At 67.1% G+C, this 13,966-nt stretch carries 16 protein-coding genes; 7 read left to right on the top strand and 9 right to left on the bottom strand.

Annotated features, from left to right (window positions below; translation table 11 throughout):
* Positions 1 to 4 precede the first annotated feature (4 nt).
* Genes polX through P5W98_RS17475 form a run of 3 tightly spaced genes read right to left on the bottom strand, consistent with a single transcriptional unit; the run spans position 5 to position 3,626 of the window.
* On the bottom strand, positions 5 to 1,834 hold the full coding sequence (gene polX, locus P5W98_RS17485) for a DNA polymerase/3'-5' exonuclease PolX (RefSeq protein WP_421026770.1): 1,830 nt from the start codon (positions 1,832 to 1,834) through the stop codon (positions 5 to 7).
* A gap of 23 nt (positions 1,835 to 1,857) precedes the next feature.
* Positions 1,858 to 3,489, bottom strand: a complete 1,632-nt coding sequence (locus P5W98_RS17480) for an AAA family ATPase (protein WP_421026771.1) — start codon at positions 3,487 to 3,489, stop codon at positions 1,858 to 1,860.
* The gene (locus tag P5W98_RS17475) at positions 3,456 to 3,626 is read right to left on the bottom strand and encodes a hypothetical protein (protein ID WP_421026772.1); all 171 of its coding nucleotides are present in this window, start codon (positions 3,624 to 3,626) and stop codon (positions 3,456 to 3,458) included. The genes P5W98_RS17480 and P5W98_RS17475 overlap by 34 nt, the downstream gene beginning before the upstream one ends.
* 178 nt (positions 3,627 to 3,804) lie before the next feature.
* Between P5W98_RS17475 and P5W98_RS17470 the strand changes: the two genes are divergently transcribed.
* The 5 genes from P5W98_RS17470 (at position 3,805) to P5W98_RS17450 (ending at position 8,293) form a co-directional block, all read left to right on the top strand.
* On the top strand, positions 3,805 to 4,476 hold the full coding sequence (locus P5W98_RS17470) for a dienelactone hydrolase family protein (RefSeq protein WP_421026773.1): 672 nt from the start codon (positions 3,805 to 3,807) through the stop codon (positions 4,474 to 4,476).
* 15 nt (positions 4,477 to 4,491) lie between these two features.
* Positions 4,492 to 5,217 carry a phosphoribosyltransferase gene (locus P5W98_RS17465; RefSeq protein WP_421026774.1) on the top strand — a complete coding sequence of 242 codons (726 nt, stop codon included), beginning with the start codon at positions 4,492 to 4,494 and terminating at the stop codon, positions 5,215 to 5,217.
* Positions 5,218 to 5,256: 39 nt separating this feature from the next.
* Complete coding sequence (locus P5W98_RS17460; RefSeq protein WP_421026775.1) at positions 5,257 to 6,579, top strand: erythromycin esterase family protein; 1,323 nt, start codon at positions 5,257 to 5,259, stop codon at positions 6,577 to 6,579.
* 189 nt (positions 6,580 to 6,768) lie between these two features.
* Positions 6,769 to 7,806 carry a zinc-dependent alcohol dehydrogenase family protein gene (locus P5W98_RS17455; protein ID WP_421026776.1) on the top strand — a complete coding sequence of 346 codons (1,038 nt, stop codon included), beginning with the start codon at positions 6,769 to 6,771 and terminating at the stop codon, positions 7,804 to 7,806.
* 52 nt (positions 7,807 to 7,858) lie between these two features.
* Complete coding sequence (locus P5W98_RS17450; RefSeq protein WP_421026777.1) at positions 7,859 to 8,293, top strand: hypothetical protein; 435 nt, start codon at positions 7,859 to 7,861, stop codon at positions 8,291 to 8,293.
* Between the two features lie 117 nt (positions 8,294 to 8,410).
* Here the strand turns inward: P5W98_RS17450 and P5W98_RS17445 are convergent, their stop codons facing one another.
* From P5W98_RS17445 to P5W98_RS17420, 6 genes are all read right to left on the bottom strand, one after another.
* Entirely contained in the window at positions 8,411 to 8,953 is a 543-nt protein-coding gene (locus tag P5W98_RS17445) for an Hsp20/alpha crystallin family protein (RefSeq protein ID WP_421026778.1), read from the bottom strand.
* Positions 8,954 to 9,037: 84 nt separating this feature from the next.
* Positions 9,038 to 9,640 (bottom strand): hypothetical protein, encoded by a 603-nt coding sequence (locus tag P5W98_RS17440; protein WP_421026779.1) that lies wholly within the window; start codon positions 9,638 to 9,640, stop codon positions 9,038 to 9,040.
* Between the two features lie 320 nt (positions 9,641 to 9,960).
* A complete protein-coding gene (locus tag P5W98_RS17435; RefSeq protein WP_421026780.1) occupies positions 9,961 to 10,521 on the bottom strand; it encodes a cytochrome b in 561 nt (186 codons plus the stop codon).
* A gap of 37 nt (positions 10,522 to 10,558) precedes the next feature.
* Positions 10,559 to 10,933, bottom strand: coding sequence for a cytochrome b562 (locus P5W98_RS17430; protein WP_421026781.1), 375 nt, complete (start codon positions 10,931 to 10,933; stop codon positions 10,559 to 10,561).
* A gap of 121 nt (positions 10,934 to 11,054) precedes the next feature.
* Positions 11,055 to 11,696, bottom strand: a complete 642-nt coding sequence (locus P5W98_RS17425) for a hypothetical protein (RefSeq protein ID WP_421026782.1) — start codon at positions 11,694 to 11,696, stop codon at positions 11,055 to 11,057.
* A 42-nt stretch (positions 11,697 to 11,738) separates the two neighbouring features.
* Positions 11,739 to 12,317 carry a Spy/CpxP family protein refolding chaperone gene (locus P5W98_RS17420; protein ID WP_421026783.1) on the bottom strand — a complete coding sequence of 193 codons (579 nt, stop codon included), beginning with the start codon at positions 12,315 to 12,317 and terminating at the stop codon, positions 11,739 to 11,741.
* Between the two features lie 187 nt (positions 12,318 to 12,504).
* Here P5W98_RS17420 and P5W98_RS17415 point away from each other — a divergent pair, with 187 nt between their 5' ends.
* Together P5W98_RS17415 and P5W98_RS17410 are read left to right on the top strand one after the other, a co-directional pair.
* Positions 12,505 to 12,963, top strand: a complete 459-nt coding sequence (locus P5W98_RS17415; RefSeq protein ID WP_421026784.1) for a carboxypeptidase regulatory-like domain-containing protein — start codon at positions 12,505 to 12,507, stop codon at positions 12,961 to 12,963.
* Positions 12,927 to 13,943: a universal stress protein gene (locus P5W98_RS17410; protein WP_421042699.1), complete on the top strand. Its 1,017-nt coding sequence runs from the start codon at positions 12,927 to 12,929 to the stop codon at positions 13,941 to 13,943. The genes P5W98_RS17415 and P5W98_RS17410 overlap by 37 nt, the downstream gene beginning before the upstream one ends.
* Positions 13,944 to 13,966: the final 23 nt, after the last annotated feature.

Raw genomic sequence — 13,966 nt, 5'->3', positions numbered from 1 at the left:
GACCTCACTGGCTTGCGGCCTCTTGTTGGCCCGAGCGGCCTTGGCCCGCCACTTGCGAGTGAACGCGAGGCGCTCGCGCAAGGGCGGCCATGTTGTCTTCCGGCGTTTCACGCATCGTAGGCGCAATGAGCGCACGCAGCTTCGCGAGCGGCCGGGTGTTCAGCACGTCCGCCTTTTCGAGCCAGCCCCGGCGCGCCTGGTTGACGCCCAAACTCAGGTCGTCGAGCCCGGCCATGCTGTGCGCATCGGAGCCGATCGAGACCAGCACGCCGTGATCCTTCGCCATGCGGCAGGCCGTGTCGGTCAGGTCGAGGCGTTCGGGCTGGGCATTGATCTCGAGAAAGCAGCCGCGCGCCTGCGCCTTGCGCACGACGCGCAGCATGTCGATATCGCACGGTTCGCGGCTGCCGATCAGGCGGCCGCTCGGATGCGCGAGCAGGGTGAAGCAGGGGTGGTCCATCGCGCGCAGGATCCGCTCGGTCTGGCGCTCGCGCGGCAGGTCGAAATGGCTGTGAATCGCGCCGACCACGAGATCGAGGCGCGCGAGGATCGCGTCGGGCAGATCGAGGCTGCCATCTTCGAGAATGTCGACCTCGATGCCCTTGAGCAGCGTGATGCCCGTGAGCTGCGCGTTGAGCCCGTCGATCTCGTCGATCTGCGCGGCGAGCCTGGCCGCCCCGAGACCGTGCGCCATGGCGAGGCGCTTCGAGTGATCCGTGATGGCGAGGTAGGACAAGCCGCGCTCGCGCGCGGCGAGCGCCATTTCGTGCAGCGAGGCGCGGCCGTCGCTCGCCGCCGTATGGGCGTGCAGGTCGCCGCGCAGATCGGCGCGCGCGATCAATGCCGGCAGTGCGCCGGTGCGCGCGGCGTCGATCTCTCCCGCGTTTTCGCGCAGCTCCGGCGGGATCCAGCAGAGGCCGGCGGCCGCGTATACGGATTCCTCGGTCTCGCCGGCAATGCGGGTGTCCGCGCGAAAGACGCCATATTCGTTGATCTTGAGGCCGCGCTCCTGGCCGAGCCGGCGCAACGCCACGTTATGCGCCTTCGAGCCGGTGAAGTAGACCAGCGCGGCGCCGAAGCTCGCGGGCTCGACCACGCGCAGATCGACCTGCAGACCGCCGCGCAGCACGACGCTGGCGCGGGTCGGGCCGTGCGCGAGCACCTCGATGACGTCTTCGTAACCGACGAAGCGGCCAGTGACGGCAGCCGGATCGCGCGCGCTCGCCACGATGTCGATGTCGCCCACCGTGTCGCGCAGCCGCCGCAGGCTGCCCGCCGCCTCGACGCGCTCCACCTGCGGCGAGGCGGCGAGCCAGGCCAGCAGCGGCTCTGCGCGCTGGCTCGCCTGCACGAACGGAAAGCGGCGCGCCTTGTCGAGGCGCGCCTGAATGTGCGCGAGGATCTGCGCTTCGGTCTGCTTGCCGAAGCCGGGTAGCTGGTGGATCCGGCCTTCGGCCGCGGCGCGCTCCAGCTCCTGCAGCGACTGCACGTGCAGATGCTCGTAGAGCTTGCGCACGCGCCGCGGCCCGAGGCCCGGAATGCGCAGCAGGGCCGTGACCGCCGACGGCATGCCGGTGCGCAGCTTCGCGAGCATCGCGCAGGTGCCGGTGCGCACGATCTCCTGGATCTTCAGCGCGAGGTCGTCGCCGATGGCGGGAATCGTCCTCAGGTCGGCGCCCTCGGCCACCATCGTCCGCACGTTCCGCGCGTATTCGCTCACCGAGCGGGCGGCGTTGCGGTAAGCGCGCACGCGAAAGGGATTGCTGCCCTGAATGTCGAGCAGGTCGGCTATCTCGCTGAACACTTCGGCGATATCGGCATTGTGGATCGGCATGATGTCGGCGGGTTTGCGGTGGTTTATCGGCTGACCGGATGAAGGCACGGGCGCGCGAGCGCGTCGAGCAGCGGCGTCCAGAAGGCTTCGGTTTCGTAAGCCGAGGGTTCGCCCCCGGTGTCGAAGCGCATCGCCAGCGCGCGCTCCGTGGCGCTCAGGGGCTCGGCCCGCGCGAGTTGATCGGCGAGCACGGCCGGGCCGGCGTCGGACGCATCGCGCCCCAAGGCCGCCCTCGACTCGACGCGCGCGAAGAGCGTCGCGCGATCCGCCGTGAAATCGAGCAGGACGATGCGCACGCCCAGGCGGCGCGCGAGCGCGATGAAGTCGCTGCGGTTGCGTTCGCGCAGGAAGGTCGCATCGACGATCGCCGTATAGCCGCTTTCGAGCACGGTTTGCGCATGCGCGAGGAGGCCGCCGTAGATCGCCTCGACCTGGCCCGCCGCATAGGCGCAGGCGGGCAGCCGCGCGGCGTCCGGGACGCCGGCGAGGCGCTTGCGCTCGGCATCGCTCGACAGGCGGATCGCGCCAAGCCGCTGCGCGAGCGCGCGGCTCGCGAGCGATTTGCCCGAGCCCGAGACGCCGTGGCAAAGCAGCAGCGCGGGCCGCGCATCGCTCAGGCGCGCCGCGACGTCCGCCGCCACGCGCCGATAGCGCGCGGCGTCGGCGGCATCGCCGCGCAGGTGCGCCACCAGCGCGCGCACGAGGGCGCGCAAGGCCGTGTGGAACGGCAGCACGCGCAGCGCCGCGTAATCGCCGGTTGCGGCCAGCCATGCGCCGAGCAGCCGATGCGCGCAGTCCGCGCGACCGTGGGCGGTGAAATCCATGACCGCGAACGCGAGATCGCTGGCGACGTCGATCCAGCGCAGCGCGTCGTCGAACTCGATGCAGTCGAACATCAGCAGCCGGTTGCGCCAGCGGATCAGGTTGTCCAGATGCAGATCGCCGTGGCAGGCGCGCACGAACCCGTTCGCGCGGCGCTCGTCGAATTGCGGCGCGAGGCGCGTCAGCGCCGCCTCGCACCACGCGCGCAACGCGGCCTCGGCCGGCACGGCGGGGTCGAGCGCATCGGCGAGCGGCCGCCATTGGGCCATCACGCTGGCCGCGCTGCCGTAGCGTGCGCGCGGTGCGCGGCGGGGCGCGTGCAGGTGATAGTGCGCGAGGCGCGCCGCCAGCGCGTCGGCGTCCGCGAGACCGTCGTCGCGGCGGGCGCAGCGCGCGGAGAGCACCGCACCCGCATCGAAGCGGCGCATGCGCACCGTGTATTCCAGCGCGCCGGCAGGCGGCGCCTGGCGGCGGCCTGCAGCCGCGGTCGAGACGGCGCCGAAGACGCAGCGCCGGCCCCGCGCGACGAGCGGCCATACGCCCAGATAGAGCGGCCCGGCCAGCGCGCGGTTGAGCGTGCACTCGGCCTGCGCGCAGCGGCGGCGCCGCGCGAGCCGCGTGAGATCGGCGAAGTCGAACTTCACCGGCTTGAAAAGCTTGTAAGCGTAGCGACCAGCGAGAAATACCACCGACAGGTGCGTCTCGATGCGCCGGATGCGGCCCGCGGGATGCGGGTAGGTGCTTGCGCGGTGCAAGGCGCGATCGACGCGGCGGGCGTCGCGGCGCGCCTTGCCGCCGCTTAGCGCGAAGGGAACGTGGTGTGCGCGGGACATGGCAGAAGCACAGGAATCGGCGCATGCGCGCGTGCGGCGCACGTGCGCTCGAGCGTGATGACGCGCACGCGGCGTGCGCGGCACGGGCCGCACAGCAGGCGGTGCAGGAGGCGGTGCAGGAGGGGCGGCAGGGTCATGATCGTAGCTCCGGGTCGAGGGTGGGCGCACATGGGCAGGCGGCGCGCCGGCTAAGTGCATTCGACCCGACCCGCGCCGCATGCGATTGATCGAAGTCAACCGGCGGTGCGAAGCCGCCACGATGATGGGATCAAGCGCCCCGCGAACCATGCACGGACGCCACCCCAGGAGGGACAGATGCAAGCGCTGCAGGTGGAGATTCCAGTCGATTACGTGACCTTGGGCGGAACCCTCGAGATGCCCGATCAGGCCCGCGCCATCGTGGTGTTCGCGCACGGCAGCGGCAGCAGCCGCTTCAGCCCGCGCAACCGGCAGGTGGCGGCGGGGCTGCATGGCGCGGGCTTCGCGACGCTGCTGTTCGACCTGCTCACGGCTGAGGAGCAGCGGCACGACAGCGTCGACGCCACGTACCGCTTCAATATTTCGCTGCTGGCGCGCCGGCTCGCTGCGACCCTCGTCTGGCTGCGCGAGCGGCCCGAGATCGCGCCGCTGCCAGTGGGTCTGTTCGGCGCGAGCACGGGCGCGGCCGCCGCGCTCGTCGCGGCGGCGCAGACGGATTCGGTGAGCGCGGTGGTGTCCCGAGGCGGTCGGCCCGACCTTGCGAGGGAGGCGCTTGCCGCGGTCGCGGCGCCCACGCTGCTGATCGTGGGCGGACTCGACGAGGAGGTCATCCGCCTGAACCGCAAGGCCGCCGCGCAGATGCGCTGCGAGCATCGCATCGAGATCGTGCCCGGCGCGACGCATCTGTTCGAGGAGCCGGGCGCGCTCGAGGCGGTGACGCGTCTTGCCAGCGACTGGTTCGGACGCTGGCTCGAGGCGCGCCCGATGACCCGCGGGGTCGAGATTTGATCAGGATGCCAGATCATGCGTGACCTGTTCCAGAATCGTGTCGATGCCGGCAGGCAGCTTGCCTTGGCATTGGAGCGCTACGCGGCGCGCGACGACGTCGTGGTGCTCGCGCTGCCGCGCGGCGGCGTGCCGGTTGGCTATGAGGTGGCGAAGGCCTTGCGCTGCCCCCTCGACGTGCTGATCGTGCGCAAGCTGGGCGCGCCGCAGAATCCCGAGCTCGCCATGGGCGCCATCGCCAGCGGCGACGCGCTCTACGTGAACAACGCGGTGATGCGCGCGCTCTACGTGAGCGAGGCGCAGTTCGCGGATACCTTCGAGCGCGAACGCATCGAGCTTCATCGCCGCGAGTCGGCTTACCGGGGGCAGCGGCCGCCGGCGGCGGTGCAGGGCAAGACCGTCATCGTGGTGGACGACGGCATGGCGACAGGCGCGACCATGCATGCGGCCCTCAAGGCGCTGCGTGGCAGACGGCCGAGGGCGCTCGTGGTGGCGGTGCCGGTTTGCCCGGCTGGCGCCGAAGAGCGCTTCGCCGGAGTGGCGGACGATTTCGTTTGCGTGTTGCAGCCGTATGGGTTCATGGGCATCGGGCAGTTTTATGCCGACTTCGCCCAGACCAGCGACGAGGAGGTTCGAGCCTGCCTCGACGCCGCGCAAGGCGGGCAACCGGACCCGGCTCACGGCGCTGCGGATGGCGATGCGGGCGGCGCGCATTCTGTGCCGCCCGGCGGCGGCCCGGCTTGAGCGGCCAGTAAACCGACCCTGGCAAGGAGGGCATGGATCATGCAGCCTTCGAAGACCCCCTTTCTGGCCGTTCGCGACCTCGCGCAACGCCTCGACGGCACGCTTGCGGACTACGACGCACTGCTGGAGATGGCGCACGGCCGCGATCTGGTTCTGCTCGGCGAGGCGACTCACGGCACCGCCGAGTTCTACCGCATGCGCGCAGAAATCACGCTGCGCCTGATCGGCGAATGCGGCTTCGACACCGTGGCGATCGAAGGCGACTGGCCCGACGCCTGGCGCATCAACCGTTTCGTGCAAGGCGTGGGCGCCGACGACGCCACATCCGCGCTGGACGACTTCGAGCGATTCCCCGAATGGATGTGGCGCAATCGCGAGATGCGCGATTTCATCGCGGCGCTGCGCGAGCTGAACGCGGCGCGCCCGCGGCGGCAGCGCGCGGGCGTTTATGGTCTCGATCTATACAGCCTCTACCGCTCGGCGGACGCCGTGATCCGCTATCTCGAGGCCGTGGATCCGCACGAAGCGGCGCTGGCGCGCGAGCGCTATGCGGCGCTCGATCACGTGCGCGAGGCGCAGACCTATGGCTACGCGGTGGCGCTCGGCGCGCGGCCTGCTGCGCGCGCGGGCGCGGTGCAGCAGCTGCTGCAACTGCGCGCCGGCGAATTCGAGTACCTCTCGCGCGACGGCACCGACGCGCTCGACGCGCAGTTCTTCGCGGAGCAGAACGCTCAGGTGGTGGTCAATGCCGAGGCGTACTACCGCGGCATGTTCAGCAGCCGGCTGAACACCTGGAACCTGCGCGACGCGCACATGGCCAATACGCTGTTCGCACTGGCGCGCTATCGCGTGCGGCGCGGCGGCAGCGGCAAGGTCGTGGTCTGGGCCCACAATTCGCACCTTGGCGACGCCCGCGCGACCGAATCGCGCCGGCGCGGCGAGTGGAACCTCGGCCAGATCGTGCGCGAGAGCGCGCAGCATCGCGCCTTGCTGGTGGGCTTCACGACCTGCACCGGCCACGTGTCGGCGGCCTCGCAGTGGGACGGCGAGGTCGAGCAAAAGTGGGTGCGTCCCGCGCTGCCCGAGAGCTGGGAGCACCTGTTCCACACGACGGGCTACGACCGGTTCTTTCTGCCGCTGCGCGATGAGGCGTCCGGCCCGCTCGACGAACCCATGCTCGAGCGGGCCATCGGCGTGCTGTACCTGCCGCAGACGGAACGCCAGAGCCACTACTTCGAAGCCTCGCTCGCGTCGCAGTTCGATGCGCTGTTCCATCTCGACGAAACCAGCGCGCTCGAACCGCTCGAACCGGCGGCGGGCTGGCACCGGCGCGAGGGCAGCGCCGAGACGCCGGTGGCGTAGCCCCGCCACGCTTCCTTCTTCCTGATGCGAATCCGCGTCGGCCCCGGTGCTCTTGATCGAAGTCAAATGCGCCTGGGCTCGGCGGCGCATGATCAAAGCCGATAGCGCCGGCACGCCGTTGTGCCAAGCCGTTGCCACGCCGTTGGCATGCGCCGCGCCGGCCCATTTCCGAACGCCGATGGAGAAAACATGAAAGCACTGGTCTATAACGGTCCGGGCCGCTTCGCGGTCGAAACGCGTCCGATGCCGGAATTGCGGGAGCCCGGCGACGCCATCGTCAAGATGTCGAAGACGACGATCTGCGGCACCGATCTGCACATCCTCAAGGGCGACGTGCCGAGCTGCACGCCGGGGCGCATCCTCGGCCACGAAGGCGTGGGCGTCGTGCATGCGGTGGGCAGCGGCGTGAGCACGCTTGAACCCGGCGATCACGTGCTGGTGTCGTGCATTTCGAGCTGCGGGCAATGCGAATACTGCCGCCGCGGCATGTACTCGCACTGCAAGACGGGCGGCTGGATTCTCGGCAACCGCATCGACGGCACCCAGGCCGAATACGTGCGCACGCCGCACGCGCAGACGAGTCTTTACAAGATCCCCGCGGGCCTCGACGAAGCGGCGCTCGTGATGCTCTCGGACATCCTGCCCACGGGCTTCGAATGCGGCGTGCTCAACGGCAAGGTCGAGCCTGGCAGCGCCATCGCCATCGTGGGCGCGGGGCCGATCGGGCTGGCGGCGCTGTTGACCGCGCAGTTCTACTCGCCCGCGCAGATCATCATGATCGACATGGACGCGAACCGTCTCGAATGCGCGAAGCGCTTCGGCGCCACGGCGTGCGTCGATCCGCGCGCTGCGGACGCGGTGGAAGCGGTCATGAAGCTCACGGACGGCGTGGGCGTGGACTGCGCCATCGAGGCGGTGGGCGTGCCGGCCACCTTCGAGCTGTGCGAGCAGCTGGTGGCCCCGGGCGGCACGATTGCGAACATCGGCGTGCATGGCGTGAGCGCGTCGATCTTCCTCGACAAGCTGTGGGACCGCAACGTGTCGATCACGACGCGTCTCGTCGACACGGTGAGCACGCCCATGCTGCTCAAGACCGTGTGCGCCGGGCGCATCGATCCGGCCCGGCTCATCACGCACCGGTTTGCGTTCGACGATGTTCTCAAGGCATACGAAACGTTCTCGCACGCGGCCAGCACGCAGGCGCTGAAGGTCATCATCGAAATGTGAAATGTGAGGCGGGGGCGGCGCGCAGCGACGAAACCGCGAGAGAGGTCCGATCATGAACTTGCATTCGACCACGCACACAGGCAACAGGGCCATGCACTGTCCGGTACCGCGCGCCGATGCCCCGCGCGCGGCAATCATGGGCATGTGTGGGGGCGCGCCGCGTATTCAGCCGCCGCGGGGCGGGCAGCCGTTGGAGCAGCAGGCAAGCGCGGCGGACAAGGGCAGCCGGCGCCGTGCGAAACAGCGCGGGGCGTCGTGTACGGCGGCTTCGGGGCTGGCGAGCGTTGAGGTCGTCTTTTACAAGGAGATTCTCGACCATCGCGGATTCCCGCACCGCTGCGAGCTCATGCGCGTGCATGGCGAGTCCGTGGAACGCGACGAGGCCATCGCAGGGGCCATTTTCGAGTTCGAGCGGATACAGTGCGTGAGCCACTGGAACATTGCGGCGGACGGCTACGAGGTCCAGACGCGAGCCGCCGTTGTTTAGCGCGGAACCCTCAACTCCGGCTGCGCCGCTTTCACTTTCATTCTCCGCATGGCGCGCTTCCCGAGCCACGCCGCCCGCATGAGCCGGGGCGAGCGTGGCTTCGGCTCCAGCCTTGCGTCAGGCCGCCTTCACCGGAATCTTTTTTTCGGCTTTGCGCGCTTCCGCGGTTTTGGGCAGCGTCACGGTCAGCACGCCTTTCTTGAAGCTCGCTTCGATTTTTTCGCGATCGACGCCTTCCGGCATCTGGAAGTAGCGCTCGAACGCGCCAAAGCGGCGCTCGTGGAGGTAGTAATCCTTTTTCTTTTCCTCCTTCTCTTCCTGCTTCTTGCCCTTGATCGTGAGGCCGCCGTTGGCGAGCTTCACTTCGATGTCGTTCTCGTCGAGGCCGGGCAACTCGGCCACGATCTCATACGCCTTGTCGGTTTCTGCAATGTCCACCGCCGGCGCGGCCGCGAACGCGCGTTCGCGGCGCCAGAACGGCTCGATGCCGAGGAAAGCGCGGCGCGGCGGCTGGAGGCTGAAACCGCGGTCGAAATCGTCGAAGAGACGATCGATCTCGCGGCGCAGGTTTTCGACCGGGTGCCACGCCTGGAACACCGCGGGCCGCTGTGCGCTTTCTTCCGGCTTTTTCACGGGCAGCTTGGTCGTTTCGTCATTCATGGTGAATCCTCCTTGAAGAGAGCATTCATTGTCTGGCTGGGTGCCTGGCCGCTCTTGATTCACGTCAATTGATGCGGGACCGGCCTAGCGCAGCGGCATGCCGTTTCGCGTGATCTGGACGGCGGTTGCCTCGACGTAGTCGACCTTCACGCTGTCGCCCGGCTTGAGCCCGTCTATCAGGCTATTCGCCGTTGCCTGCAAGGTCATCGTGCGCGTGGGGCCGCGCACGGTGAGCTCGTGCTTGCCGGGGTCGACCTGCACGACGGTCGCCACCTCCTCGACCCGGTACAGCGACAGCGACGAACCGAGCGGCACGCCCGACGTGAAGCCTTTATCGATGCGTTTGCGTATCCCGTCCGAATTGGACTTGTCGGCGCGCAGCAGCAAGGCCTTGCTGAACGTGACGGCAACGGTGTCGCCGAGCTGCAGCCTGGCGACGTCGCCGAGGCGGCGGTCGACGATCACGTCCACCGGTTGGCCGTTGTCTTCGAGCAGCGTGATGCTGTTGCGCCCGGTATCGATGGCAAAGACAACCGCATTCGCATGCCTGACACTGGCGCCCGAGACCGCGTCGGCGGGCGCCGCCGGCGCGATGGTTTCGTCGGCGGCTGCCGTGCATATCGATGCCGCGCCGATGGCGAGTGCCGCTACGCCAGCAAGCATTCCACTTCGACCGATGCGTTGCATGGTGCTTTCTCCGTGGTGTGAAAACCGGATGCGTGCCCTCGAGCGCGCGCGCCGTGGCTCGAGCGCCGCGCATGACCGCCACCCAAGGAAAACATCCGTCCCGACACACAGATTTGCTTGCTTCCATGCCGTCACGATTGATATGCATCAAGCGCTGCGCGCGCGCCTGGACCAAAAGCAAAAACCCCACGCTCCGAAAAACGTGGGGTTGTCAGCAATCCGGGGGGGCTTCGTCTGAAAGCCGCCATGGAGTTGGCCGCGGGTTTCAGTGAAAGGCCAGACGTGCCGCTGCGTGCGTTATTTCAACCAGCAGCATTCGACTATTCAGGGGCATGCGCCTGACGGTCCGGCCTCCGCAGAGGCAGGGGAAGCATGCGTGGAAGGATATTTCGCGCCTTGAAAACCCGATGTGCCAGGACCCCGGCCACGTGCAGGCCGATCAACGCAGCCAGCCCGTAGGCCGTCAGCGAGTGCAGTTGCCCGAGCAGATGCGAGAGTTCGCGGTTTTTCGGTATCAGCGCAGGCAGCGAAAAGAGTCCGAAGCAACTGGCGGCGTGTCCCGCCGCATTGGTCTTCATCCACCCGATCAGCGGTATGGCCAGCATCAATGCGTAGAACAAACGATGCACGGCCGTTTCCACAAAATGTGCCGGCGTGCCCGCCCGGTTGACCGATTCCGGCACCCGGCCCCGCACACGTACACGGTTCGCCAGGCGAATCAGGACGAGGCCCAGGATCGCAATGCCGATCGACTTGTGCAGGGTGACCAGTTCCTCCCGGTCGTCGAGCAGCCAGCCGATGACGAGATTGCCGGTCAGCGCAACGGCGAGCAGCCAGTGCAGCAGGCTGACCGAGAGGGGATATCGCGAGAATTTTTCCATGGGCGGTGTTCGATTTTCGAATGAACGTGCGAATCGGTCAGCTGAGCAGGTGGTGATAATGCTTCCGTGTGTTGTTGATCTGGTGCAGCGCTTTCTTCGCGCCATTCATATCGTTCACACGGATGGCCTGATCCACCTCGGCCAACTGTTGCTGCAACGCGTGCATGCCTTCGTCGTACGTGCGCTGGTCGTCGCGATAAGTCTGACGACTCGCTTGCTGCGCGTCGCGTTCGAGTCGGGCCACATAGCCGCTTAGCTCCGGCATCGTGGTGCTGGCCATCGCGCCCTGCATGGCCAGCTTCATGTCTTTCATCAGCGCCTTGATCTCGCCCGCCTGTGCGAACGACGGGGCGGCAAGAAGCGCAGCGCACAGCAGCACGCTGGCGCGAAGGGAAAGCGGAAACCCGGACATGTTCGTTGTCGTTCCTTGAGTGTGGAAGCGGCAAGCGTAGGGGAGGCAAGGTTAACGCAGGCTTAAGGACGTGCCGGTCCGGCCGATTCTCCCGCTGCATGCCTCGGTCACGGTGGCCCGATCAGGAGTCTGTGGTGTGGCCGCGCCCTGCGTCATCGGGCCGTTTGAGCGAGCGTCGCCACGCGAGCTTGCGTTGCTCGATCAGCATTTTCCAGTCGATCTTCATGAGCAGGTAGACGAAACCGAGCAGCGCGAGCTGCGTGATCACGAACCAGACGCTGAAATAGCCGCCTTCGAGCTCGAATTCCGGATCGACATAGGTGGATGCGAGTTTTCCGAGTCGAGCCCACACCGTATAGCTGACCGTGCGGCCGATGAAGAATGCGACGCCGATGTTCCTGAGCGGCAAACCCGATAGTCCATAGGCGATGAAAAGATAGTTCGAAGGGAACGGGCTCAAGGCATAAAGAAAAAACGCGCTGACCGTCGTGGTGTTGTGCTTTTCGAGCCAGGCCTTGATCACGTCGATATTCTGCCGGTCGGCGTCTCGCATCAGTTTTCCGCGCACCAGCCATCGCGCGCAGTTTGCCAATACGAGCCGCCCGATGGTCGCCGCGCTCGCGGCGACGATGGCGAACTGCAAGGCGCTGCCTTCCGGAACGTTGAACCCGATCCATGACATGGCCATCCACGTAGGCGGTGCGAACGCGGGCATCAGGTTGATCAGCAGGACCACGGCGAAAAGAATCGCCAGCGTCGCCATGATGCCTCCTGGCAGATGGGCTTGGGGTGTTTCCTTTTTCCGCTACCAGACCATCGGCCCGCCTTCGCGCCAGTCCTCGCGCAACTTGTCCCGCTGTCCGGGGGTCAGAACGGCTTCGATCCGCTTACGCGCATCGATCGATGTGGTGTACATCTGCTGGCGCAAGTCGCGCAAAGTCTTATAACTCCGGTCGATCGCGTTCTGGTCGCGCGTGGGCGCGATATACAAATCGCGGAGGCTGGCCTGCTGGTCGAGCATCTTGCCCATCAGCACCCAATGCGCCTTGCGCGTTTGATCGACGATCGCGTTGATGCGGCTGCGTTGATCGCGGGAGAGGTCGAGACCGCCCATTGCGCTGCCGTAACCCGGGCCGCAACCGTAACCGCCCATCATGCCGCCGCCCATCATGCCTCGTCCTGGCATGCCAAAGCCCATCATGCCGGGGCCCATGTAGCTGCCGTCGTACTCGCCCATCATGCCCGGACCGTAGCTGGCGCTGTTGGCAGTGTTGGCGTTGTTCGGGGCGTTGCGTTCGTCGGCGAACGACAGGGAGACGCCGAGACCGATTAGCAGCGCAATGCTGGCTTTTCCTATTGTTCTGGATAACGAAAGATTGTTCATGGCGGGCCTCTGCTGTGTGACAGGAAGAGAACTTTGACGGTTACCGTGGGATGCAGCTTACGTCGCGAGGGTCTGGCGCGATTGATCTGTATCAACGGCCGTTTGCCGCCCACTCCTATTCTTGCTTCATCGATGCCGCGCGGCGCTAGACACGCCGTCGCCAGGATTACGTCAATGGGTGCCCGTCATGTCTGCTCTATTCCGCCTCCCCGCCATCGTTTTCATTGCCGGACTTTGCGTCTTTGCCGGGGCAGGTGACGCGCAGACGGCCCATATGCCCGCCGGGCGAAACGGCGTTCCCTACATCACGGGCGGCATCGGGCAAACCGAAGTCGAGGCGTTCAGGGCGCAGGCGAGCCAATACAACCTGCGCATGACCTTCGCGACGAAAACGGGCTCTTACCTGTCCGATGTCGACGTGAGCATCTGGACCGAACCGCATCATCGCCTGCTGCGCGTGCGTACGCGCGGGCCATTCCTGTTCGTCCGCGTGCCCGCGGGCCGCTACGAGATCGAAGTTCATCTTCGGTCGCAAAGCGTGACGCAGACGGTGCAGGTGCCGGCGCGTGGCGGTGCGGAAACGGTTATCCGCCTCGAGGATCCTGACGAATGCGGTGTGATCATCCTGTGCCGAAAGGCGCGGTGACCCGCTTGCGGGCCGTGCGGAGTCATGGGGCGAATTCGACAATGAACGCACGCGTGCCGCTCAGAATGTTCGTCGCCATAGATACATCAGACGTTTCGCGCGACGTGCTGAGATTTGTTCGCGACGTGGCGCCAATCGATAGCGTGGTGCGCGTCGTCAACGTGGCGCCGGGCGAAGCGTCGGCTTTGCTGCCCGGCGATGCGGCCATACCGGTTGCGGAGCCGTCGCGCAACGGCCGGGTGCGGGCGAGGCGGAGCAGGCACGATGCAAGGGATGCGCTCGCGGACGCGGCGGACTTTTTTGCGAACGCCGGCATCCGCGCGGACACGCAGACGATCGAGATGTCCTGGCATGACGCCGATATCGGACACGCCATCGTCGCTGCTGCTGCGGCGTGGCACGCGGAGCTTGTGGTCGTGGGGGCGCGGCAGCACCGGCAGTGGCTGCGCTGGCTCGAGGCAAGCGTCTCCGGCGCATTGACACGGCTGTGCCCCTGCCCGCTGATGATCGTCCCGCATGGCTGGCACGGCGGCGAAGGTGATTGGCCGGCACGGATGCTCTTCGCGGTCGACTCCGCGGAAGATGCGCGACATTGCGCAATGTATGGGTTGCGCTTCGCGGCGCCGGACTCGCTTTTGCGCGCGGTATGCGTTGCCGCGCCTGCCCCGGTATGGCCGGTCGAGCACCGTGCAATGGGCTTCGATCGCGGCGCGAAGGCGCTTGCCGCAGCCAGGCAGGTCCTCGAGCGCGCCTCGATCAACGTGACGACGGCCACCATCGGCGCCGCCGAAACGAGCGACGACATTGCACGCGTCCTGGTTCGTGAGGCAGCCGAATGGCATGCGGATCTGCTGGTCATGGGCATGCACAGCAGCCAGGGGCTGAAGCGTCTCGTGGTGGGCAGCGTCGCCAGCCAGGTCGCCCATCTCACGCGCACGCCGCTGCTGCTGGTCGACGTCCCGGATGCGCTGGATGCTTGACGCCGCTTTGTGGCCGCTTTGTG

It is taken from the genome of Paraburkholderia sp. A1BS-2L, assembly GCF_051125205.1.
GTDB lineage: Bacteria > Pseudomonadota > Gammaproteobacteria > Burkholderiales > Burkholderiaceae > Paraburkholderia.
Note: the sequence above shows the minus strand (reverse complement) of the source record. Positions and strands in the feature narration are given on the sequence as shown.

Bases quoted from the DNA above. Each gene is read 5' to 3' on its own strand.
- polX (WP_421026770.1), bottom strand. From the start codon at position 1,834: ATGCCGATCCACAATGCCGATATCGCCGAAGTGTTCAGCGAGATAGCC.
- P5W98_RS17480 (WP_421026771.1), bottom strand. From the start codon at position 3,489: ATGTCCCGCGCACACCACGTTCCCTTCGCGCTAAGCGGCGGCAAGGCG.
- P5W98_RS17475 (WP_421026772.1), bottom strand. From the start codon at position 3,626: ATGACCCTGCCGCCCCTCCTGCACCGCCTCCTGCACCGCCTGCTGTGC.
- P5W98_RS17470 (WP_421026773.1), top strand. From the start codon at position 3,805: ATGCAAGCGCTGCAGGTGGAGATTCCAGTCGATTACGTGACCTTGGGC.
- P5W98_RS17465 (WP_421026774.1), top strand. From the start codon at position 4,492: ATGCGTGACCTGTTCCAGAATCGTGTCGATGCCGGCAGGCAGCTTGCC.
- P5W98_RS17460 (WP_421026775.1), top strand. From the start codon at position 5,257: ATGCAGCCTTCGAAGACCCCCTTTCTGGCCGTTCGCGACCTCGCGCAA.
- P5W98_RS17455 (WP_421026776.1), top strand. From the start codon at position 6,769: ATGAAAGCACTGGTCTATAACGGTCCGGGCCGCTTCGCGGTCGAAACG.
- P5W98_RS17450 (WP_421026777.1), top strand. From the start codon at position 7,859: ATGAACTTGCATTCGACCACGCACACAGGCAACAGGGCCATGCACTGT.
- P5W98_RS17445 (WP_421026778.1), bottom strand. From the start codon at position 8,953: ATGAATGACGAAACGACCAAGCTGCCCGTGAAAAAGCCGGAAGAAAGC.
- P5W98_RS17440 (WP_421026779.1), bottom strand. From the start codon at position 9,640: ATGCAACGCATCGGTCGAAGTGGAATGCTTGCTGGCGTAGCGGCACTC.
- P5W98_RS17435 (WP_421026780.1), bottom strand. From the start codon at position 10,521: ATGGAAAAATTCTCGCGATATCCCCTCTCGGTCAGCCTGCTGCACTGG.
- P5W98_RS17430 (WP_421026781.1), bottom strand. From the start codon at position 10,933: ATGTCCGGGTTTCCGCTTTCCCTTCGCGCCAGCGTGCTGCTGTGCGCT.
- P5W98_RS17425 (WP_421026782.1), bottom strand. From the start codon at position 11,696: ATGGCGACGCTGGCGATTCTTTTCGCCGTGGTCCTGCTGATCAACCTG.
- P5W98_RS17420 (WP_421026783.1), bottom strand. From the start codon at position 12,317: ATGAACAATCTTTCGTTATCCAGAACAATAGGAAAAGCCAGCATTGCG.
- P5W98_RS17415 (WP_421026784.1), top strand. From the start codon at position 12,505: ATGTCTGCTCTATTCCGCCTCCCCGCCATCGTTTTCATTGCCGGACTT.
- P5W98_RS17410 (WP_421042699.1), top strand. From the start codon at position 12,927: ATGCGGTGTGATCATCCTGTGCCGAAAGGCGCGGTGACCCGCTTGCGG.